The sequence below is a fragment of the Ruegeria sp. BG10 genome, assembly GCF_056538575.1.
Genome location: NZ_JBQFTI010000001.1, coordinates 1,891,536 through 1,911,018, shown reverse-complemented (window position 1 = coordinate 1,911,018; position 19,483 = coordinate 1,891,536). Strand labels below are relative to the sequence as shown.

Below are 19,483 nucleotides of genomic sequence, written 5' to 3'. Positions count from 1 at the left end.
TTTTCTGTCCTTCTTGGTCTTTGTTATTTTTTATTCTGCCGGAACGCTTTGTGCGTCTCCGTCGTCGCGGGCCGCGTCAATCAATGCGCGGCGCGCCAAGGCGTAATTGTCCTCGCCCCCGGCCCGTTTGGCGCGGCGGTCATCCAGAATACGCTCGACAGCGTCCAGACGGCCGGCGCGCAGGCCGGAATCAATGGTGATGCGCTCGAATACATCACGCTGGGCGTGGCTGCCCCCTGCCAGTTGCATGGACCCGCGCGCGGTTGACAAAAAGTCGAATGCCGCGCCGTACAGGCCTTCGCCAAAGGCCTCAAGCCCTTTGGCCGCCGCAACGCCCGGATCGGACATGCGGATCGGAGTGTCCCCCTGATTGCGTTGCGCATCCTTCTGAATACGCTGCAGCATTTTGCCGGTTGCGTTGGTCCGGTTGTCGCCGGTCAGCGCCAGCAGATAGTGAAGATCAGCGAAGATCAGGCACCCGTCCTCGGTTCGTGCGGCGCTGAGATCGGCCAGTTCTTCCCAGCGGTTGCCTACTTCGACGCCTTCCAGTTCAAGCCGCGACAGCAGCGAGGTCGCGTTCGAGATATCGCGGTAATCGTCTGTTTTGTCCTGACGGATATACTGGTCATACAGTTCCATCACCTGATCGATCTGGCCCAGATCCAGATGCATCAGCGCTTTGTGCCACCAGACGTGGTAACGGAAATTGTTGCAATGCGCCCAGGCGTCCTCGCGCCCGGCCAGCCAGTCCAGCCCCATCTGGGCGTTCCCGGTCATCTCGTGCACATGCGCCACAGCATGCAGGCCCCAGGCATCGTCCGACACCATCCACAGTGCCTGACGACCGGCAATCTCGGCCTTTTCATACGCGCCGGTTTCCTCCAGCGCAAAAGAGTGGCATCCCAGCAGATAGCCGCGCCCCGCATGGTCTGGCGCATAGGCAGGCAGAACCCGTTCGATCGATCGCCGCATACCCTGCGCATCGCCCAGCACAAAGCGCGTGGCGTGGCTGAGTTTCATTGCCAGCGTATCCTGCGGATGCGCGCGCAGTATTTCCTCGAACTTCTGGATCGCCTGCGACGGCAGGTCGGCAAGGTAGAGACCCAATGCCTCGACATACAAACGCTCGCGCGGGGATACCGGTTGCCGTTCCATTGCGGCATTGGCCGCAGACAAAGCTTCGACCGCGACCGACATCATTTCGCGCCGCCCCAGCAGGACCATGAACAGGCCCTTGACCGCGTGGCCCAGCGCAAAATCGGGCTCAAGCTCAAGCACGGTAGCCAGATGCTGAGGTGTGATCGCGGCATGCGCCATGAACCCAAGCAGAACACCATCCCACGCCTCGACACTTGCGGGCTGGCTGAGGGTGTTCATTTGTCCAAAAACGTCTTGTTTCATGCGCGGGGTCCAATCCAACTTAGATTTTCTACTATATTCGACTTAGCAGAGACTCCCGCAGGGTCGTATCAGTATCGGCCCTGCTCTCGAATTGGTGAAAACCTGTGTGTGCAAAACGTGAAAAAAATCGCCGATTCAACGGCATGTTTCAGCAACATGCCGCCTAATCAGGCACAGTGTTTCAATCGTCGAACGGGTTGTCGGCGCCAAGAACGGCCACGGTGTCGGCCCCGAAAATGGGAGGCGCCCCACGATATGTTACAGGTGTGCGCGACAGTTTCAGGGGGTTTCCGATCAGCTGGACCGCACCGGGCTGCGCCTGCATCGTGATCTGCATCTGCCGCGCGGCAACCTGATCGGTGGCGAAAACCTGATCCATGGACTGCACCGGACCGACCGGGACCTTGCGGCTTTCAAGCCCGTCAATGACAGCGGCGGTATCCAGCGTCTGCATCGCGGGGCGCAGCACCAAGTTTAGGGCGTCTCGGTGTTCAAGGCGGGCCGGGTTGGTGGCAAATCGCGGGTCATCCGCCAGTTCGGGACGCCCGATAAAGTCGCAGAAGCGCCGGAACTGGCTGTCATTGCCAACCGCCAGAATGACATGGCCATCCGCCGTTTCATAAACCTCGTAGGGTACGATATTGGGGTGCCCGTTGCCGCGCCGCTGGGGCACGTGGCCCGAAGTCAGGTAATTGACGCCTTCGTTGATCAGCCAGGCGACCTGGGCGTCCACCAGCGCCAGATCGATCTGCTGGCCCTCGCCGGTCTGGTCCCGGTGGCGCAGCGCGGCAAGAATGCCCACGGCCGCGTACATTCCGCACATCACATCGGCGATGCCCACGCCCACTTTCATTGGCGCGCCATCCGGGTCACCGGTCAGCGACATGATCCCGCCGTAACCCTGCGCCATCAGATCGTATCCCGGTTTCGCGGCATTGGGTCCGGTCTGGCCGTAGCCCGAGATCGAGCAGTAGACCAGGCTGGGAAATGCCGGCGAAAGGGTCCTATAATCCAGCCCGTATTTCGCAAGCCCGCCGGGTTTGAAGTTTTCGATCAGTATATCGGCGTGCGAGGCCAGACGCCGGATCTCGGCCTGACCTTCCGCGGTCGTGATATCAATGGCGACGGATTTCTTGTTGCGGTTGGCCGACATGAAATAGGCGCTCAGGTCGGACCGGTTGCCTTCGGCATCCGCGACATAGGGCGGGCCCCATTGGCGGGTGTCGTCGCCGCCGGTCGCGGGGTTTTCGATCTTGATGACGCTGGCACCCAGATCGCCCAGCAATTGCGTGCAGGTGGGGCCGGCCAAAATGCGGCTGAGGTCCAGAACCTTGACGCCCTTCAGCGGTCCTTCAGATCCGGCCATCATACCCTCCGCGGTCAATTTCGGCGGCAATCACGGTGAACGTATCGGCTTTCATGGCGTTGTTCAGAGCCGCGCGCAATTCTGTTCGATTGCGAACAGTGTGCCCGTTGCCACCAAATGCGCGGCCGATGGCGGCAAAGTCGTGATGGCCGAAATCCACGCCCATGTTGCCCATCTGGCGCTGGCGCTGTTTCAGCTCGATCAGGGCGAGGCTTGCATCGACAAAGACCAGAAAGATCGTGTTTCCCCCCATCTCGGCAGCGGTCGACAGTTCTCCGGCCACCATCAGGAACCCGGCATCGCCAGAAAAGCTGATGACCGGGCGATCCGGTTCGACCAGCTTCAGGCCAATCGCCATCGGCACCGCGCAACCCATTGTGCACAGGGCCGAGGACTGGATCAGGCCGCGTTCTTCGGTGCAGCCCCACATCTGGCTCAGCAGGATGCGGTGGGCCCCGCTATCGGCGGTGGCCAGAGTATCGGCGGGCAGGGTGGCGCGGGTTTCGGCGATGACGGCGGCCGGACCCCAGTCTTCGTCTGTGGGGAAATCCTGCGCCAATGCCGCCCTGACCTGATCAGGCTCGCCTTTGGGCCATGTCTTTCGGGCCGGGTTGCCCTTGGCGATGGCCTCAAGTGTGGCACCGGTATCGGCCACCAGGTTCAGCCCGGCTTGATGCATATAGTGGTCATTTACCACGGCCGAGATGTCGATGACGCGCTTGTCCTCGGGGTCCCAGATTTCCCGCCAGCCGGGACGCATTTCAATTGGATCATAGCCCAGGCACAACACCAGATCGGATTGTTCGACCAGCGGCACCAGATGTTTGTCTGCCAGAGGTGACAGGCCCGCGCCCCCCAGACACAGGGGATGATCCTCGGGCACGACGCCCTTGGCCTTGTAGGTAGTGACGAAGGGAATGCTGAAATGCTCCAGAAACGCGCGCACGACATTGCGCGAGTCATCATAAAGTACGTCCAGCCCGATGATTGCAAACGGGCGCTCGGCCTCGGCCACCCAGCGGCGGGCCTTTTCGACGCAGTTCCCCTCGGGCGCGACGGCGGCAACCTTGGAACGGCGCCGGCGTTTGACACCGGATACCCGCGTATCCGCAACCGAAATCGGAACGTCGATATGAACCGGGCCGGGGCGGGGCTGGTTGGCCAGTGAAACGGCCTTGTCCGCCACGATATCCGCACCCTGCGCCGTCAATGTGAAGGTTCCCTTGGTGATCGAGCGATAGACCTGCGCATGATCCATAACCTGATGGGTGTAGGTCAGCGCCTCGTCCGCATCGACACATCCGGTCAGCACGATCATCGGCACCCGGTCCTGCAACGCATTGGCAACCACGTTGATCCCGTTCATCGCGCCGGGCCCCAGCGTGGCCACAAGGATGGCGGGCGCGCCGTCGCGGTGATGCACGGCCTCGGCCATGAAACCCGCGGCGTTTTCGTGCTTGGTCAGATGAAAGGTGATACCGGCCTGTTCCAGCGCATTGACCAGCGTCAGCACCTCTCCGCCCGGCATGCCGAAGGCGTGGCGGCACCCGGCCTCGTAAAGTCGTTGGGCCAGAAGGTCAGCCGCGCGGGGGGACAGGTCCTGCATCATGATGCTCCGAAACAATGGTTGCACAGGAGATTGCGGAGGACGCGCCCGGACGCAAGCTGGTTCACGTCAGTGTGACTATTTGACTGCGGATTCCGCCACGGCCTGAAACCTTTCATCCAGTTCTACCGCAATATCGCGCAGGGGTTCGCCGCCCTCTACCGTATAAGGCGCAAACACAAAGCTGGGGGTCTTGTATGACAGGGTTGCGGTGCCGTCGTCGTTTTCAGTGACGTAAAAGCGGATCGGTGCTTCGATCATGGCATTGACCGAGGTTTCTAGAACGCGCACCGCATAATCGTTGTTAAAGGCCCCGATCACCAGATTTCCCGGAATGGTGATGCCGCGCGCAGCGGCGGCCTTGGTCGGCCCGGCCTGCGTGACCACGATCAGCCCGTTTTCCTTTACGGCGGCTTTTGTGTCCGCCACAAGAGCTTCATAGCTTTTGTCAGATGGGAAAACCGCCCATCCGGATAGCGGCTCGTCCGCCCAGACGGGCAGGGCCAGAAAACAGATGAAGCCCCAGAGCGCGCGCATGATGGTGTCTCCCTTGATGTCACAGTTCGATTGATGCCAGAAACCGCCGCACGGCGCACTCACAATCCTGTGCGCAATCGGGATTGCACCGGGCATCGGAAAGCCGCAGTACTGGGGCGGAGCCAAGAAAAGAGGTTTGGTTTGAAACGGATGCGCCTATTGATCTGCAACAGTTGCGCCGGCACGCGTGACCGCGCGGCCGAGCTCAAATCGGTGCATTCCGCGCTGGACGCGGCGGGACTGGGGGAGCGCGTAGAGGTTGCCGAGCACGCCTGTTTCAGCAGTTGCACGGAACCAACCGCGCTGGCGCTGCAATCTGCAGAGCGGGCATCTTACGTGTTCTCAGGGGTCAATGTCGTTGCGGATGCGAAGGATATTGCAGCGACCTGCAAAACCTATCTGGACAGCCCTGGCGGCTGGATCGAAGACGCCCGGCCATGCGGGCGGCTTCGGATGTGTTTGCGTGCGCGAATACCGGCGCTTTAGTCGACCTGCACGGTTACGGCCGAACTGACCGGCACATTATCGACCATCAGCGGGCTGTGGCTGTTGGCGTTCAGCGAGACTGAGACCTCGACCTCTCCCTTCGGCAGATCGGGAATGTGCATCCAGTTGCCGTAGAGACGGGCCAGTTTCACCCCGTCGATGTAAACATGCGCGTGGCCTTCGCCGGGTTTGTCGGCGGTCGACGCGTTTTCCGGCGAGAACCGGAAGTTCTGCGGCATGACGTGAAGGTTCCACCCGGCCATCGGATCTTGCGTCAGGGCAATCGCAACGCTGGGCGCATCCGGCCCCGCCGCAAGGTTAACGGCGGTCGAGTGGTCATGGGCCATAGCCTCGGCATGTGCGCCGCCGTGGTGCGCGGGGTCGCCATGATCGTGGCCGTCAAAAGTGACGCCGTTGGCCGCGGCCAGAACGAATCCGGCACCACCGCCGAACACCAGACCGATTGCAAAAAGGGCAAGTGAGCGTGCCATCTTTCATTTCCTTGAAGACAAAAAGAAACACACCGGGCGGGACCCGGTGTGTTTTGATGTTCGATAATCAGGCCGTCGCTTCGACGCGCTTGCCTTCGCTCTGCCAGAAATACCCGGCAAACGCACCGACCAGAACCCAGGCCACCAGACCGATGCCAAAGGCACGCGCGGCAAATAGGGCGCCGATCTCGGTCGGGACCGGCCCGGTGAAAACTTCCGGTTCGGGCGCACCGATCAGGTGCGGGGCCAGCAGCAGGGCCGCGGCGATGGCGTAGCTGATCAGGTTGCCGCCAAAGGCGATCAGCCAAAGGGCGACGAGCGCGGCTGCAACGGTTGCAAACCACCAGACCTGCCGAGCATAGACGTCGGCCGCGGCTACGCCGGGTACCTCGGGCGCAAGCGTGAAACCGGGGGCAAGATGGAATGCAATAAACCCGGCCAGACCCCACAGAACGCCGGTGCGGCCATCAATCCTGTGTCCCTGACCTTCGGCCACCGACATCAGCGCGACCATCACCAGCGCATAGCCGGTATAGGTCAGCATGGTGAAGATGACGCTCAGCGCGTCACGGGTCAGTTCCGAGAACATACCCGGCAATTCGGGATGGGCGGAAACGGCCTCGGCCCCGAAATGCACCAGTTCACCGGACTCATAAAGCTCGGCGTGCAGCAAAACAGGTTGCACAAAGACCAACTGCAGCAAGGCGGCTATCAGCCCCGCTGCAGCACCAGCGAACAACGCGCTGGTCAGAATACGACTGAACATGGTCTCAGTGGCAGGGGAAGCCGGTCGCGTGACGCACGTCATGAGCCGCATCATGCAGCGCCGCGGCCTGAACGTGACCGGTCAGCGTGATGATACCCAGACCCAGAACCACTGCGAACATGACCGGAACGAAGCCTGTGCGCGCGGCGGATGCTGTTTTTGTTTGTGTTGCCATCATTTGTTCTCCTCTGCCGCCGCACCCGACGGCCGGTGTTTCGTTTTTCGCCTGGCAGGTCTCCTGGCTTGCGGGTCGGTGCCTCTGTTCGCCTTCCCCCTGAAATCAGGAGTGGCTGGTTGAACAGGGGCTCTCCGCTTACAGTCGCGGGGGCGGCTCTGGATTTGACTGCCGGGGCAGCCGCACCAAATTCCCTCTTAGCATCCGGATGTCTCCGGCAGGACCAGACGTTTCCATTTAGCCGTTATGGCGGCGGTGGCGCAATCGTCATTTGCGACCTTTTTGGTCAGTTCCCGCGCTTTTTCAGCAAATAGATATCCATGATCCATCCGTGATCGGATCTCGACCGCGCCCGGGTTTCCAGAATCTGTCCGGCGACCTCGGCCAGCGGGCCTTGGATCAGGATTTCCTCCTGCATGCCCACATAGGCGCCCCACCAGATGTCATAATCCGCCATGTCCAGGTTCTGAAACGAGCATTCGCCATCCAGCATCACAGCCACTTTCGAGGTGCCAACCGGCCAGCCTTCGTCGCGGATGCGGCGGCCTGTCGTGACAATATAGGGCGCGCCTAGATCGTTGATCGGAATCGCATGCGCCGCGGTCAGCGCCTGCAGGGCGGTAATGCCGGGGATCACGCGTGTTTTGGGCTGCGGCTTCAGCCGTGCCGCGATTCGAAGGGAACTGTCATACAGCGACGGGTCGCCCCAGATCAGCAGGGCGACATGACGGGCCTGCGGGTGGTCCGCGATGGCCGCCTGCCAGCGCAGGGCAATCGCATCGTGCCATTCGTCCACGCCGCGCAGATAGCCATCGTCCGAGCGGCGTTTGGGAATGTCGAAATATTCGATCCTGGGCGGCGTATCTGTTACCTCGGCAATGATCTTTTCCCGCAGCCCGGCCAGATCGGCTTTGTTCTCGCCCTTGCGCGGGATCAGGATCAGATCCGCGGACTGGATGGCTTTCGCGCCCTGAAAGGTCACGTGGTCGGGATTGCCGGTGCCGATGCCGATCAGGGTCAGGTCAAACATCGTCAAACTCTGCCAGCGGACCGTAGAGGATCAAGGCCGGGGCCGTACCGACTTCGGCGCTCAGCTTGTCTGACAGCGCCCCAACGGTCGCGCGATGCAGTGTCTGATCGGGGGTCGAGACGGATTCGGCCATCAGCGCGGGCGTCTCCAGCGGCAGGCCATGGGAGTGCAGCGCCGCGACCAGCAAAGGAAACGTGCGTTTGCCCATGAATACCACGGTCGTCGCATCCGGATCTGCCAGAGCGGGCAGATTCAGGTCTTCGGGCAGTTTGCCGCTGACATCATGGCCGGTCACGAACTGCACCCGCCGCGCTGTCAGCCGGCGGGTCAGCGGGATGCCCGCCGCAGCCGCTGCGGCCACAGCCGACGGGATGCCAGGGATGATCTCATACGCGATGTCGGCCGCGCGCAAGGCCACCAGTTCTTCCTCAAGCCGCCCGAACAATCCGCCATCGCCGGACTTCAACCGAACTACGCGGGCACCGGTTCTGGCGTAATCCACCAAAAGTCGGCTGACGTGGTCCTGCTTGGGCGAGGGCCGTCCGGCGCGCTTACCCACACCCACCAGATCGGCGTCGTCGCGCGCATGGCTCAGGATCGGTCCGCTGCTGAGGTCGTCAAACAGCACCGCATCGGCCTTCTGCATCCGATCCACGGCCTTGAGCGTCAGCAATTCCGGGTCACCGGGGCCCGAACCGATGAACGAGACGAAACCGCTCATGCCGAGGCCTCGGCGATCAGGTGAAAAAATGTGCCGGTGACATTGCCGCGCACCGATCCGGTTTGCGGCCCCTCGGCCCCTTCTGCGTCAAACACGCGCGCCAGCGGGGCGTCCGGTTGCTCGACGATCGAGGAATAGTGGAACTCATGCCCGCGCAGGGCAGTATCCGTCGGGTATCCGGGCATTGGCGCCAGCAACTGCGCCCTGCGATAGCCAAGGTTGAACTTGCGCTTTTCGTAAGATGTCACCAGACCCAGAAGCCCGGCCATCTGGTGCCGAACGCCGTTTTTGTCAATCAGCGCTTGCCCCAGGGTCATATAACCTCCGCATTCGCCATGCACCGGCTTGGTTTCGGCATGTTTGAGCAATCCGGTAAGGAATGTCCCAGCAGAGGCCAGCGTGCCAGCGTGCAACTCGGGGTATCCGCCTGGCAACCAGACCAGATCGGCATCCGCCGCCGGGGCTTCGTCGGCCAGGGGTGAAAACGGCAGAATTTCCGCCCCTGCAGCGCGCCACCCTTCCAGCAAATGCGGATAGGTGAACGAAAACGCCGCATCCCGCGCCAACGCGATTCGCTGGGCCGGTGGCCGCGGCAGCGCGGCTGACGATGGCCCATTGGGGCCTGAGGAGGCCGCCTGTTTGATCGCCTCCAGATCCACGTGTTCACGCAGAAACGCCGCATAGCCAACAATCGCGCTTTCCAGATCGGGGTGTTCGACCGCCTGGATCAAACCCAAATGGCGTTCAGGCAGGGTAAGGTCTCCGCGACGCGGTAGCACGCCCAGAACCGGCAGCCCCGCGCGTTCCATCCCCAGCCGGGTCAGGCGTTCGTGCCGGGGGCTGGCGCAGCGATTCAGGATCACGCCGGCAAAGGGCAGGTCGGGGTTGTACATCCGGAACCCCAGCGCCGTGGCCGCCGCCGATTGCGCCTGACCACCCACATCCAGCACCAGAACCACCGGCCAGCCCATGCGCAAGGCGGTCTCGGCGCTGGACCCGTGGCCCAGTTCGCCGGGTTTGGCGACACCGTCGAACAGGCCCATGGAGCCTTCGGCGACAACGATATCGGCGCGTTCGGCCTGCGCCGAAATGGCGTTCAGCAGGGAATCTCCCATCGCCCAACTGTCCAGATTGAACGAGGCGCGCCCGGCCGCCGCAAGGTGAAAGGCCGGGTCGATATAGTCCGGGCCGCTCTTGAACGGCTGCACGGTCAGGCCGTCCTCGGCAAGGGCCCGCAGCAGGCCCAGCATAACCGTAGTTTTTCCGGTGCCCGAAGATGGCGCGGAAATCAGAAGGCCCGGCGGGTTAGTCATCGCCGTGGCTCCAGCTCGACCACGGGCTGTCGGCGCTTTGCGGGCGATAGCGGCGGTCGTAATCTTTTGAATAGAGGCAGCTTTCATCAAAACCTTCACCCGCCAGCGCCGGGCCGACCATGATCAGCGCGGTGCGCGAAATGCTCTCGTCCAGCGCGCCCTTCAAAGTCGCCAATGTCGCGCGGATGATCCGCTCGTCCGGCCAACTGGCGCGGTACACCACGGCGACGGGGCAATCGGCACCGTAAGCTGGAACCAGATCGGCGATCACCTTGTCCAGATTGCCGATCGACAGGTGAATCGCCAGAGTCGCGCCGGTGCGCCCAAAATTTTCCAGCGTCTCGCCCTCGGGCATCGATGATGCGCGCCCGGGTGTTCGGGTCAGAACCACCGACTGCGCCAGTCCGGGCAGGGTCAGTTCCGTACCCAGCGCGGCGGCAGCGGCGGCAAAGGAGGGCACGCCGGGGGTCACGCTGACCGGAATGCCCATCTCTTTCAGGCGGCGGATCTGTTCGCCCATCGCCGACCAGACGGACAGGTCGCCGGAATGCAACCGAGCCACATCCTGTCCGGCCTGATGTGCAGTCTCGATCTCGGCCATGATCTGATCCAGATCCATTGGCGCGGTGTTCACGATTCTTGCGCCCTCGGGGCAATGGCCCAGAATCTCTTCGGGCACCAGCGATCCGGCGTAAAGACAGACCGGGCAGGCGGCGATGATATCGCGCCCGCGCAGGGTCAGCAGGTCGGCAGCACCCGGTCCGGCGCCAATGAAATGAACGGTCATATCTGTCCTCCGATGGCGACGGCGCATGTTGCAAGCCGGTCGTCCGAAATCTGTCTGGGTGCGGTCAGCCGCGCGCCGGGCCCAGCGGCGGCAAGGGCGGTTGCTTCGGCGACGCTGCCGGTGCCATAGGCGGCCCGGCTGCGGTTCGAGCATGTGAGGGTTCGCTGCCCCGCCAGATCAGCGGACGCGATAAAATGGATGGGTAAGGCGGTGACCGATGCGAAATCAATCAGCGCGGAATGGCCTACTTTGTCGGCAACGGTGGCCAGGGCATCCACGCTCTGCCCGGTACTGGCGAGTTCAAAAGCCGCGCGCAGGCTGTCCACTGTGGCCGTCGACGAAAATCCCAGCCCGGCGATGATCATAGGGTCACGCTCCACTGCACCACCGGATAGGCGGATTTCCAACCGCGCCGGGGGCCCAATGCGGAAGCCTGCGCCAATTCGATCCGCAACAGCTCGCCTCCGAGTTTCTCCTGCCATCGCGCCAACAGGGCTTCGCTTTCCAGTGTCACGGCATTGGCAACCAGCCGGGTCCCGCTAGGCAGAGTTGCACGCAGCCATTCGAGCAGATCGGCGCTTAGGCCCCCGCCAATGAATACCACGTCCGGCAAGGGCAGGCCGTTCAGCGCGTCGGGGGCGGTGCCATGCACGACACTCAGTCGATCCTGACCCAGCGCGTCCGCATTGCGGCGAATGCGCTCGGCGCGATCTGAGCGCGGCTCAATCGTGGTTGCGATCAGGGTCGGGTCACACATAAGCCACTCGATACTGATTGATCCCGTGCCGCCGCCGATATCCCACAGATGCTCACCCCTTTGCGGGGCCAGCGCCGAGAGGGTCAGCGCCCGGATCGGCCGTTTGGTGATTTGCCCGTCGTTTTCGAATATTTCGTCCGGCTTGCCCGAAGCCTTGGGAAAGGCCGGTCCGGTGCCGGCGACCTCAAGCCCGACGCAGACGGGGTGATCGAACGAGCCCAGCAGTGCCTCGGTCAGCGAGACGCTGCGCGCCCGTTCCCGAGGGCCGCCAAGGGCTTCCATCACATGCAGCCGGGTGTCGGCAAAACCGGTCTCGGTCAGGTAGCTCGCCAGTTCCGCCACCGCCGCGCCATTGCGCAGCAGCAGGATGGCGCGCAATCCGGGGGCCAGATGCGGGCGCAGCCGCGTCAGAGGCGCCGCGTGCAAACCAAAGGTCTGTGTGCTTTCCAGCGGCCAGCCCAGCCGCGCGGCGGCCAGCGAGAAAGTCGATTGCCCGGGCAGCGCGGTCCATTCGCCCGGCTCGAAATTCCGCGCGATCACCGAGCCTGCGCCGAACCAGAAGGGATCGCCCGAGGCCAGAACAACGGTCGGTCGCCCGCGAAACCCCTGAAGGATCGGCAGTCCGTCGGAAAACGGTACCGGCCACTCGACGCGTTTTGCATCGCTGTCCGGGATCAGCGTCAGGTGGCGCGGCGGACCCATGATGATTTCTGCATGGTCCAGAACTTGACGGCTTGCAGGCGGCAGCCCATCCGGTCCATCTTCGCCCAAGCCCAGAACCGTCAGCCACGGAGTTTCAGACATGACCAACCTCCTGATCCTTGGTGGCACGACCGAGGCCAATGCGCTGGCAAAAGCCGTGGCCGGGCAGGGCATCCCGGCAACCTATTCTTACGCCGGACGTGTGGGAACGCCACGCCCGCAACCGATGCCGGTGCGCGTCGGCGGTTTCGGCGGTGTCGCCGGTCTGGAGCGTTATCTGCAAGATCATGAGGTGACGCATGTGGTCGATGCCACCCACCCCTTTGCCGCGCAGATGAGTGGGAATGCCGTACGCGCCTGTCGTAACGCCGGGGTGCCGCTTGCTGCGCTGACCCGACCGGAGTGGCGCGCGCAGGATGGGGACAACTGGCGCCACGTACCTGACATTGCCGCCGCGGTTAACGCGTTGTCCGGCGCGGCCAGACGTGTCTTTCTGGCCGTGGGCCGGATGCATCTTGAGGATTTTGCCGCTCAACCCCAACACCATTACCTGTTGCGGCTGGTCGATGAGCCGGATGTCTTGCCCTTGCCGCAGTGCGACGTGATCGTGTCGCGCGGGCCGTTCACCGAAGCGGATGACCGGGCATTGATGCAGCGCCACAGATGCGAATTGATCGTGTCCAAGAACGCAGGCGGCACCGGTGCACGCGCCAAGCTGGACGCCGCGCGGGCGCTGGGCTTGCCTTTGCTGATGATCGACCGTCCGGCCCTGCCGCAGCGGACCGAGCTGTCGAGTGTCGCACAGGTTCTGGACTGGCTGGCTCATTCGGGCGTGAACCTCGGGGTGTAGACGATTGGGGCGCTGTCGCGTTCGATCACACGGGTCAGCGAGGAGCCCACGATAACCACCGTCTGCATGTCGGCCATGTCAGGGGTGGCCTCGGCCAGCGTTGAGACGCGGATCACTTCATCCGCGCGTGAAACGGCGCGGGCGAACAGGATCAGCCGTTCGGGCTCGCATTCCTCCCGCAGGATTTCCAGGGTCTTTACAAACCCTTCCGGTCGGGACTTCGAGCGTGGGTTGTAGAATGCCATGGCGAAATCCCCCTGCGCCGCCAGACGCAGGCGTTTTTCGATCAGGGACCATGGCTTGAGATTGTCGCTGAGGTTAATGGCGCAGAAATCATGCCCCAATGGCGCGCCCGCCCGTGCCGACGCCGCCAGCATCGCGGTGATCCCGGGCAGCACGTCGATGTCGATGTCGCGCCAGTCTTCGGGACCGTTCTCCAGCGCCTCGAACACAGCGGCTGCCATGGCGAACACGCCGGGATCGCCCGAGGACACCACGACCACGCGTTTCCCCTCGGACGCCATCTGCAACGCGTGCCGGGACCGGTCGATCTCGACCCGGTTGTCGCTGGCGTGCAGGGTCAGGCCGGGGCGTTCCGCCAAGCGCGCGACATAGGGGAAATAGCCGACCACATCCGTTGCTTCGGCCAGCGCGGCCGAGACTTCGGGCGTTACCAGATCTTCATTGCCCGGTCCCAGCCCTGCAATTTTGACCCAGCCACTCATGGCCGCCGCCCCTGACCATGCACGATGATGATCGAGAAATAGGGGGTTACCTTCGCGCAGGCTTCGGACAGCTTTGTCACTGTCTGGTTCGGCATCTGGGCGAATTCGACAATCCAGGCGCGGTCGTAAAGACCTGCGGTTCTCAACGCCCGTTTCACCTTGTCGATATTGCGTCCGATCTTCATCACCACCAGCGCGTCGGTTTGCGCCATGCGCCGCGCCAGATCGTCTTCGGGCAGAGTGCCGACCAGAACGGTCAGGACGTCATCGCCCCATGTGATCGGGTCACCCGTCGCCGTCCACGCGCCGGACATGCCGGTGATCGCGGGGACAACTTCCACTTCAGCTGCGTTCCGCAAGCGGCTGTAAAGGTGCATGAAAGAGCCGTAGAAAAACGGGTCGCCCTCACACAGAACCACCACGTCCTCACCCTTGTCCGACAGCGCCTTCAGATGCGCGGCGCAGTCTTCGTAAAAGACCGACAGCAGCTGGTTATAGCGCGGATCGGTGACCGGGATTTCCGTGGTGACGGGGTATTCCATCGGGAATTCGACCGCATCACGGGGGATCATGCCATTGACGATCTTGCGCGCCTGACCGCTGCGTCCGGGTTTGCGAAAAAAGGCCACGTGTTTGGCCGCGCGCAGCAGGCGGTCCGCCCGAACGCTCATCAGATCCGGGTCGCCGGGACCAAGGCCCAGGCCATATATCTTGCCCGCGCTCATTCCGCGCGGCTCGCGATTGCGTTGATGGCCGCCACGGTGATGGCGCTGCCGCCGAGGCGACCTTTGACAATGCACGATGGGACCGGCTGCGCTTCCCACAGGGCGTCCTTGGATTCGACCGCGCCGACAAAGCCCACCGGGCAGCCGATGATGGCGGCGGGGCGGGGGCAATCGGGGTCTTCCAGCATGTTCAGCAGGTGGAACAGCGCCGTGGGTGCGTTCCCGATAGCGACCAGCGCGCCCTGCAATTGCGGGCGCCACAGTTCCAATGCTGCGGCCGAGCGGGTGTTGCTCATCTCAGCTGCCAACGGCCGCACGCGGTCGTCATGCAGGGTGCAGATTACCTTGTTATCGGCGGGCAGGCGGAACCGGGTCACGCCCTCGCTGACCATACGGGCGTCGCACAGGATCGGCGCGCCGTTTTCCAGCGCAGTGCGGGCGGCGGCCACGAAACCGGGCGAGAAATGCACGAACTCTTCCAGCCCGACCATGCCGGCCGCATGGATCATGCGAACCGCGACCTGTTCTTCATCGGCGTCAAACCGGGCCAGATCGGCCTCGGACCGAATGGTGGCAAAGCTTTGCTTATAAATCGCCGCGCCATCGGTTTCGTATTCATAGGGCATCAGGTGAAGTCCATGGTCTTTAGTGTTTCGGTGCTCAGCCCGCGTTGACGGGGCTCATCCCCCGCGCGGCCCTGTTTGACAAGATTAAATCGTCCGTTCTGGCCGACCAAAGTGACGTCGGCGGGACCCATCCGTGCACATCCCTTGGCACAGCCGGAAACATGCAGGCTTCCGCGCACGCGCGGGGCCAACACACGCGCGATCTCGCGGGTTTCCGCCTGCGCCTGCGGGCAGAACGGTGCGCCGGGGCAGGCGTCGGTTGTCATCAGCGGATCAGTGCCATCCGAGACAAAGTCCGGGGCAGGTATCGCCGCCCCGCCTTCCAGAAGGAACAGCCGCCACGGGGTAACGCGCAGGGCGGCAGCGCCGCTTTTGTCAATCAGGTTGAACAGCGGTCGCGCGGGCAACTGCCCGAAGGCTGCGCCGTAGAAGATGCCGGGATCGCAGGTGCCGGGCTGAATCGGTGACCCAAAAGGCCCTGCCGTGCTGCCCTGCCATTCCGGCGCAAGCCCTTCCGTCGCGACCACGCGCGCCATGCGGCGGGTCTCGGGCCGGTAGGTGTCTGCGAACCACTTGGCCAGCGCGATCAGGTGATCAATGGCATCCGCCTCGGTCACGCGCCGCCCGGTTTCGGCCCCGTCGGCGCGCAGGATCAGGCCGTCAGGGCCGGTCTCCAGCCGGATATCGGCCGAATCCGCTGCCAGCAGGCGCGCCGGACCAGTGTCGATGGCAAACCCGAACTTGGCGGGCAGGACAGGCAATTCGGCCAGCCGGTCGATCAGTTCCTGAGCCAGCCGCGCGGTTAGATCGCCCGCCTGATAAAGCGGCGAGACCAGAATATTGCGCCGCACCTCAATGCCGGGCTCGGCATCCAGCAGATTCAGTGCTGCAAGTTTGTCGAGCAACGGCTTGTGATCGTTTTCCTGAACCCCACGCAGTTGCAGATTGGCGCGGTTGGTCAGGTCGATGGTGCCGTTTCCGAACTGTTCCGCCAGTTCGCATAAACCCAGCGCCTGCTCAGTGCTCAGCCGGGCGAGACGGGGTCGCACGCGCACCACCAGACCGTCGCCGGACATCATCGGACGGTGTGCGCCGGGGCACCAGCCTTGGACGATGGGCGTGCTCATCCCAGCCCCTCCAGATCGGCGCGGATCGAATTCCGGCGCGTGTTCCAAAGACCAGCCTCCAGCAAAGCGCGGAACCGGTCCTGCATGGCCTGATGCGCCCGTGGGTTGGCGTCTTGCAGGAACGCGTCGACCTGCGGATCGCCCAGCGTGGCGTCGTGGTAGAGGTCGAAGAGATGCGGCGCGACGGTGCCGGAGAGATGCGCGAAGGATGCCATGTGATCCAGCGTTGCCGCGATTTCGGCCGCGCCCCGGAAGCCATGGCGTTGCATCCCCGCGATCCAGCTTGGATTTGCGGCTCGGGCATGCACCACGCGGCTGATTTCTTCGGGCAGCGTCCGGGCGCGCGGGTTTTCCGGATTGGTATTGTCCAGATGGTACAGCTGCGCAGTGCCTCCGGTGATTTTTTTGGCGGCGGCAAAACCGGCTTCATGCGTGGCATAGTCGTTGGCAAGCAACAGGTCGGTCTCGGTCAGGTCCTGCAAATGCACAAAACTGTCGGCATTGGCGACGCGCTGAGTGATACCATCGACATCTTGCGCGATGTGTTCGCCTTCCAGCGCAAAGGAGCTGGCGTCCAGCCACGCCTCGCCCGCCTTTATGCGGGCCTCGTCGGTATAGGTCTCGGACAGGTGGGTCATGTTCAGACCATAGCTGCCGGGTGCGGGGCCAAAGACGCGGGCGGCAGGGGCCTGACCGGCGTAGGGGTTCCAGTCGGGGGCTTCGTCGCGGTCGCACAACGCCCGGACCGCCTGACCATAAAGCGCCGAGAGCGTTGGAAACACGTCCCGGAACAGACCCGAGACGCGCAGGGTCACGTCCAGACGCGGGCGGCTGAGATCGGTGATCGGCAATACCTCGATGCCCGACACCCGTTCCGAGCCTTTGTCCCAGACCGGCTTCACACCCAGCAAGTGCAGCGCCATGGCGAATTCCTCGCCCGCCGTGCGCATGGTGGCCGACCCCCAAAGGTCTACGATCAGCCCCTTGGGATAATCGCCTTCTTCCTGCAAATGCCGCCGCACCAGTTCCTCGGCCAGTTTCACGCCCTGCGTATAAGCGGCGCGCGTGGGTACCGAGCGCGGGTCGGTGGTGTAGAGATTACGACCGGTGGGCAACACATCCGAACGCCCGCGATAGGGGGAGCCCGAAGGACCAGCCTCGATCCGTTTTCCAGCCAGCGCGTCAATCAGAGCGCGGCTTTCGGCATGGGCCGAAGGCGCGGGATCGAAATTGCCCGTCACGTCCGGCACCCGGCCAAAAACGTGCAGCCCGTCGCCGAACTGGCTTTCCTTGATATCGCAGACGAAACGGTCGATCCGGGTGATCGCCTCGGCGGTGCAGGTGGCCTGATTGAGCCCCAGATCGTTTTCCAGACCGATGGCCTGCGCTTCATCCCGGATATCCGATTGCAACCGGTCGCGGCGCCTCGGGTCCAACCCGTCGGCATTCGAGAACTCATCGAGCAGCGATTCCAGCCGCACCATCCGGTCCGGCGTGCCGCTTTCCTTCATCGGCGGCGGGATATGGCCCAGCGTCACCGCCCCGATCCGGCGTTTGGCCTGTGCGGCTTCGCCGGGATCATTGACGATGAACGGGTAGATCACCGGCAGATCACGGATCAGCGCCTCGGGCCAGCAGTTGGCGGACAGCGCCACCGATTTGCCAGGCAGCCATTCCAACGTGCCATGCGCACCGATATGGATCAGCGCATCCGCACCCAGCCCTTTGCGCAGCCACAGGTAGAAGGCGACATAGCTGTGACGCGGCGTGCGCGACAGGTCGTGATACTCATCATCGCGCAACTCGGGCGTGCCGCGTTCGGGTTGCAGGGCGACCAGCGCCTTGCCGCGACGCAGTGCGGTGAAGTGGAACGCGCCATCCGCGAATGCCGGGTCATCCTCGGGATTGCCCCAGACGGTTTGCAGGTCTGCGCGCAGTTGTTCGGGCAGGTCCGACAGTGCGGCCAGGTAGTCCTGCAACGGCCATGACAACCGCGCGTTCAGCAGCGTCTCGGCAATTGGCTCAGCGGGCGCGGTATCATAGCCTTCGCCCTGCAGATCGGACAGCATCGCCTCGGCCGAGGCCAGAGCGTCGAGGCCCACCGCATGGGCCATTTGCCAGTCCTTGCCGGGATAAGTTGACAGCACCAGCGCCGGAACCTTATCAGCCTTGGGCCTGTCACTCAGGTTAAGCCAACCGGTAACCCGGTCGATGATGGCTTCGACCCGCTCAGACTCGGCTCGGTGGGCAAAGCGGGAATATTCCAGATGCGGGTCGCGCTTGCCCGGTTCCTTGAACGAGGCAATGCCTGCTGAAATCCGCCCGTCCACCTCGGGCAGTACCACATGCATGGCGAGGTCGGCGGGGGACAGCCCGCGTTCCGCCTCGGCCCAGGCTTTGCGGCGAGACGTGGCAAGGGCAACCTGAAACACCGGGACATTCGCGGCGTCCAGAGGTGAGGTGCCCGACGCGCCCTTGCCCGAGAATGAAGTAGCGTTGATGATCGCCGACGGCTGCATTTCTACGATGTTTTCGCGCAACCACTCAGCCGCAGCGGGGGCTTTCAACGACGGGGCGAACACGCTCACAGCCTCGAACCCACGCGCGCGCAAGCTGTGGATCAAGGACGCGACCGGGGCGGTGTCCGCTGAGGTCAGATAAGCACGATAAAAGGTCACGAGGATGCGTTTCGCGTCGCCCGCAAACGCCGTGTCCACAGGGATCACGCCGCGATCCGGGCACCAGGCGCCATATTCGGGGATCGTTTTCGCCCCCATGACCGGACCGGCATACAACCCTGCCGCCAGCGCCATCTGCGCCAAAGCCGCCTGTACCGCGACCTCTCCGCCGGTGTCGCACAGATGCGCGAGACGCCGCAGGGTTGAAACGGGCAGGGTGGAATAATCGTCCAGCCGCGTGTCCTCTCGCCCATCGGCGGGCAATACGGCCAAGGCAATGCCCTTGGATTGCGCCAGTGTCAAAACCTGCTGCAACCCATAGGACCAGTAAGGCACGCCGCCGATCAGGCGGATCAGGATGCCTTTGGCCCCCTCCAGCGTCTGTTCGACATAGGTGTCGACAGACAGCGGATGCTTCAGCGCCGTCAGGTTGGCCAGCCGCATCGTCGGCATCCGCCCCTCGGGCCCACCACCGCGATGCCAGCCTGCCGCGAAAGCGCCAAGGTCGCTGTCGGAGAACGACAACACCACCAGATCCGCCGGGCTCTGGCCCAGATCGGTTGGGGTCTCTGTTTCCTCTAACCCGTGGCTTTCGCGGAAGACGACGTGCATGT

At 63.4% G+C, this 19,483-nt stretch carries 20 protein-coding genes and 1 riboswitch; of the genes, 2 read left to right on the top strand and 18 right to left on the bottom strand.

The annotated features are described in order from the left end of the window. Positions 1-30: 30 nt before the first annotated feature. The 4 genes from ACR0D8_RS09470 to ACR0D8_RS09455 all read right to left on the bottom strand — a co-directional run bounded on the left by ACR0D8_RS09470 (position 31) and on the right by ACR0D8_RS09455 (position 4,910). Positions 31-1,401 (bottom strand): tetratricopeptide repeat protein, encoded by a 1,371-nt coding sequence (locus tag ACR0D8_RS09470; RefSeq protein ID WP_480645888.1) that lies wholly within the window; start codon positions 1,399-1,401, stop codon positions 31-33. 181 nt (positions 1,402-1,582) lie between these two features. After that, complete coding sequence (locus ACR0D8_RS09465) at positions 1,583-2,767, bottom strand: CaiB/BaiF CoA transferase family protein (protein ID WP_480645887.1); 1,185 nt, start codon at positions 2,765-2,767, stop codon at positions 1,583-1,585. Further along, complete coding sequence (locus ACR0D8_RS09460; RefSeq protein WP_480645886.1) at positions 2,754-4,373, bottom strand: thiamine pyrophosphate-binding protein; 1,620 nt, start codon at positions 4,371-4,373, stop codon at positions 2,754-2,756. The genes ACR0D8_RS09465 and ACR0D8_RS09460 overlap by 14 nt, the downstream gene beginning before the upstream one ends. Before the next feature lie 78 nt (positions 4,374-4,451). Next, on the bottom strand, positions 4,452-4,910 hold the full coding sequence (locus ACR0D8_RS09455; RefSeq protein WP_480645885.1) for a DUF302 domain-containing protein: 459 nt from the start codon (positions 4,908-4,910) through the stop codon (positions 4,452-4,454). Between the two features lie 150 nt (positions 4,911-5,060). On the opposite strand from ACR0D8_RS09455, the gene ACR0D8_RS09450 reads away from it, so the two are divergent. Then, positions 5,061-5,396: a DUF1636 family protein gene (locus tag ACR0D8_RS09450; protein WP_480646404.1), complete on the top strand. Its 336-nt coding sequence runs from the start codon at positions 5,061-5,063 to the stop codon at positions 5,394-5,396. Here ACR0D8_RS09450 and ACR0D8_RS09445 read toward each other — a convergent pair. The 9 genes from ACR0D8_RS09445 to cbiE all read right to left on the bottom strand — a co-directional run bounded on the left by ACR0D8_RS09445 (position 5,393) and on the right by cbiE (position 12,240). After that, positions 5,393-5,887, bottom strand: coding sequence for a hypothetical protein (locus ACR0D8_RS09445; protein WP_480645884.1), 495 nt, complete (start codon positions 5,885-5,887; stop codon positions 5,393-5,395). The genes ACR0D8_RS09450 and ACR0D8_RS09445 overlap by 4 nt on opposite strands. A gap of 67 nt (positions 5,888-5,954) precedes the next feature. Beyond that, on the bottom strand, positions 5,955-6,653 hold the full coding sequence (locus ACR0D8_RS09440; protein ID WP_480645883.1) for a CbtA family protein: 699 nt from the start codon (positions 6,651-6,653) through the stop codon (positions 5,955-5,957). Between the two features lie 4 nt (positions 6,654-6,657). Continuing rightward, positions 6,658-6,828: a CbtB domain-containing protein gene (locus ACR0D8_RS09435; RefSeq protein WP_170741109.1), complete on the bottom strand. Its 171-nt coding sequence runs from the start codon at positions 6,826-6,828 to the stop codon at positions 6,658-6,660. A gap of 36 nt (positions 6,829-6,864) precedes the next feature. Next, positions 6,865-7,071: riboswitch (cobalamin riboswitch) on the bottom strand. A gap of 43 nt (positions 7,072-7,114) precedes the next feature. Continuing rightward, a complete protein-coding gene (gene cobF, locus ACR0D8_RS09430) occupies positions 7,115-7,858 on the bottom strand; it encodes a precorrin-6A synthase (deacetylating) (RefSeq protein ID WP_480645882.1) in 744 nt (247 codons plus the stop codon). Continuing rightward, complete coding sequence (cobA, locus tag ACR0D8_RS09425; RefSeq protein ID WP_480645881.1) at positions 7,851-8,579, bottom strand: uroporphyrinogen-III C-methyltransferase; 729 nt, start codon at positions 8,577-8,579, stop codon at positions 7,851-7,853. Before cobA ends, cobF begins: the two co-directional genes overlap by 8 nt. Beyond that, the gene (locus ACR0D8_RS09420; RefSeq protein WP_480645880.1) at positions 8,576-9,892 is read right to left on the bottom strand and encodes a cobyrinic acid a,c-diamide synthase CobB; all 1,317 of its coding nucleotides are present in this window, start codon (positions 9,890-9,892) and stop codon (positions 8,576-8,578) included. The genes cobA and ACR0D8_RS09420 overlap by 4 nt, the downstream gene beginning before the upstream one ends. Then, complete coding sequence (gene cobM / locus ACR0D8_RS09415) at positions 9,885-10,679, bottom strand: precorrin-4 C(11)-methyltransferase (protein ID WP_480645879.1); 795 nt, start codon at positions 10,677-10,679, stop codon at positions 9,885-9,887. The genes ACR0D8_RS09420 and cobM overlap by 8 nt, the downstream gene beginning before the upstream one ends. After that, the gene (locus ACR0D8_RS09410; protein WP_480646402.1) at positions 10,676-11,044 is read right to left on the bottom strand and encodes a cobalamin biosynthesis protein; all 369 of its coding nucleotides are present in this window, start codon (positions 11,042-11,044) and stop codon (positions 10,676-10,678) included. The genes cobM and ACR0D8_RS09410 overlap by 4 nt, the downstream gene beginning before the upstream one ends. Then, entirely contained in the window at positions 11,041-12,240 is a 1,200-nt protein-coding gene (gene cbiE / locus ACR0D8_RS09405) for a precorrin-6y C5,15-methyltransferase (decarboxylating) subunit CbiE (RefSeq protein ID WP_480645878.1), read from the bottom strand. Before cbiE ends, ACR0D8_RS09410 begins: the two co-directional genes overlap by 4 nt. Here cbiE and ACR0D8_RS09400 point away from each other — a divergent pair. Continuing rightward, positions 12,239-12,988, top strand: coding sequence for a cobalt-precorrin-6A reductase (locus ACR0D8_RS09400; protein ID WP_480645877.1), 750 nt, complete (start codon positions 12,239-12,241; stop codon positions 12,986-12,988). The genes cbiE and ACR0D8_RS09400 overlap by 2 nt on opposite strands. On the opposite strand, the gene cobJ is transcribed toward ACR0D8_RS09400, so the two are convergent. Genes cobJ through cobN form a run of 5 tightly spaced genes read right to left on the bottom strand, consistent with a single transcriptional unit; the run spans position 12,961 to position 19,481 of the window. Further along, positions 12,961-13,713 carry a precorrin-3B C(17)-methyltransferase gene (cobJ, locus tag ACR0D8_RS09395; protein ID WP_480645876.1) on the bottom strand — a complete coding sequence of 251 codons (753 nt, stop codon included), beginning with the start codon at positions 13,711-13,713 and terminating at the stop codon, positions 12,961-12,963. The two genes, ACR0D8_RS09400 and cobJ, sit on opposite strands and share 28 nt — an antisense overlap. After that, positions 13,710-14,438 (bottom strand): precorrin-2 C(20)-methyltransferase, encoded by a 729-nt coding sequence (locus tag ACR0D8_RS09390; protein WP_480645875.1) that lies wholly within the window; start codon positions 14,436-14,438, stop codon positions 13,710-13,712. The genes cobJ and ACR0D8_RS09390 overlap by 4 nt, the downstream gene beginning before the upstream one ends. Further along, the gene (locus ACR0D8_RS09385) at positions 14,435-15,064 is read right to left on the bottom strand and encodes a precorrin-8X methylmutase (protein ID WP_480645874.1); all 630 of its coding nucleotides are present in this window, start codon (positions 15,062-15,064) and stop codon (positions 14,435-14,437) included. The genes ACR0D8_RS09390 and ACR0D8_RS09385 overlap by 4 nt, the downstream gene beginning before the upstream one ends. Then, the gene (locus ACR0D8_RS09380) at positions 15,064-16,191 is read right to left on the bottom strand and encodes a cobalamin biosynthesis protein CobG (protein WP_480645873.1); all 1,128 of its coding nucleotides are present in this window, start codon (positions 16,189-16,191) and stop codon (positions 15,064-15,066) included. Before ACR0D8_RS09380 ends, ACR0D8_RS09385 begins: the two co-directional genes overlap by 1 nt. Then, positions 16,188-19,481 carry a cobaltochelatase subunit CobN gene (gene cobN / locus ACR0D8_RS09375; RefSeq protein ID WP_480645872.1) on the bottom strand — a complete coding sequence of 1,098 codons (3,294 nt, stop codon included), beginning with the start codon at positions 19,479-19,481 and terminating at the stop codon, positions 16,188-16,190. Before cobN ends, ACR0D8_RS09380 begins: the two co-directional genes overlap by 4 nt. Between the last annotated feature and the right edge of the window lie 2 nt (positions 19,482-19,483).

What these genes read in the sequence shown, in the direction of transcription:
- ACR0D8_RS09470 (WP_480645888.1), bottom strand. Translation starts at nt 1,401, where the DNA reads ATGAAACAAGACGTTTTTGGACAAATGAACACCCTCAGCCAGCCCGCA.
- ACR0D8_RS09465 (WP_480645887.1), bottom strand. Translation starts at nt 2,767, where the DNA reads ATGGCCGGATCTGAAGGACCGCTGAAGGGCGTCAAGGTTCTGGACCTC.
- ACR0D8_RS09460 (WP_480645886.1), bottom strand. Translation starts at nt 4,373, where the DNA reads ATGCAGGACCTGTCCCCCCGCGCGGCTGACCTTCTGGCCCAACGACTT.
- ACR0D8_RS09455 (WP_480645885.1), bottom strand. Translation starts at nt 4,910, where the DNA reads ATGCGCGCGCTCTGGGGCTTCATCTGTTTTCTGGCCCTGCCCGTCTGG.
- ACR0D8_RS09450 (WP_480646404.1), top strand. Translation starts at nt 5,061, where the DNA reads ATGCGCCTATTGATCTGCAACAGTTGCGCCGGCACGCGTGACCGCGCG.
- ACR0D8_RS09445 (WP_480645884.1), bottom strand. Translation starts at nt 5,887, where the DNA reads ATGGCACGCTCACTTGCCCTTTTTGCAATCGGTCTGGTGTTCGGCGGT.
- ACR0D8_RS09440 (WP_480645883.1), bottom strand. Translation starts at nt 6,653, where the DNA reads ATGTTCAGTCGTATTCTGACCAGCGCGTTGTTCGCTGGTGCTGCAGCG.
- ACR0D8_RS09435 (WP_170741109.1), bottom strand. Translation starts at nt 6,828, where the DNA reads ATGGCAACACAAACAAAAACAGCATCCGCCGCGCGCACAGGCTTCGTT.
- cobF (WP_480645882.1), bottom strand. Translation starts at nt 7,858, where the DNA reads ATGTTTGACCTGACCCTGATCGGCATCGGCACCGGCAATCCCGACCAC.
- cobA (WP_480645881.1), bottom strand. Translation starts at nt 8,579, where the DNA reads ATGAGCGGTTTCGTCTCGTTCATCGGTTCGGGCCCCGGTGACCCGGAA.
- ACR0D8_RS09420 (WP_480645880.1), bottom strand. Translation starts at nt 9,892, where the DNA reads ATGACTAACCCGCCGGGCCTTCTGATTTCCGCGCCATCTTCGGGCACC.
- cobM (WP_480645879.1), bottom strand. Translation starts at nt 10,679, where the DNA reads ATGACCGTTCATTTCATTGGCGCCGGACCGGGTGCTGCCGACCTGCTG.
- ACR0D8_RS09410 (WP_480646402.1), bottom strand. Translation starts at nt 11,044, where the DNA reads ATGATCATCGCCGGGCTGGGATTTTCGTCGACGGCCACAGTGGACAGC.
- ACR0D8_RS09400 (WP_480645877.1), top strand. Translation starts at nt 12,239, where the DNA reads ATGACCAACCTCCTGATCCTTGGTGGCACGACCGAGGCCAATGCGCTG.
- cbiE (WP_480645878.1), bottom strand. Translation starts at nt 12,240, where the DNA reads ATGTCTGAAACTCCGTGGCTGACGGTTCTGGGCTTGGGCGAAGATGGA.
- cobJ (WP_480645876.1), bottom strand. Translation starts at nt 13,713, where the DNA reads ATGAGTGGCTGGGTCAAAATTGCAGGGCTGGGACCGGGCAATGAAGAT.
- ACR0D8_RS09390 (WP_480645875.1), bottom strand. Translation starts at nt 14,438, where the DNA reads ATGAGCGCGGGCAAGATATATGGCCTGGGCCTTGGTCCCGGCGACCCG.
- ACR0D8_RS09385 (WP_480645874.1), bottom strand. Translation starts at nt 15,064, where the DNA reads ATGCCCTATGAATACGAAACCGATGGCGCGGCGATTTATAAGCAAAGC.
- ACR0D8_RS09380 (WP_480645873.1), bottom strand. Translation starts at nt 16,191, where the DNA reads ATGAGCACGCCCATCGTCCAAGGCTGGTGCCCCGGCGCACACCGTCCG.
- cobN (WP_480645872.1), bottom strand. Translation starts at nt 19,481, where the DNA reads ATGCACGTCGTCTTCCGCGAAAGCCACGGGTTAGAGGAAACAGAGACC.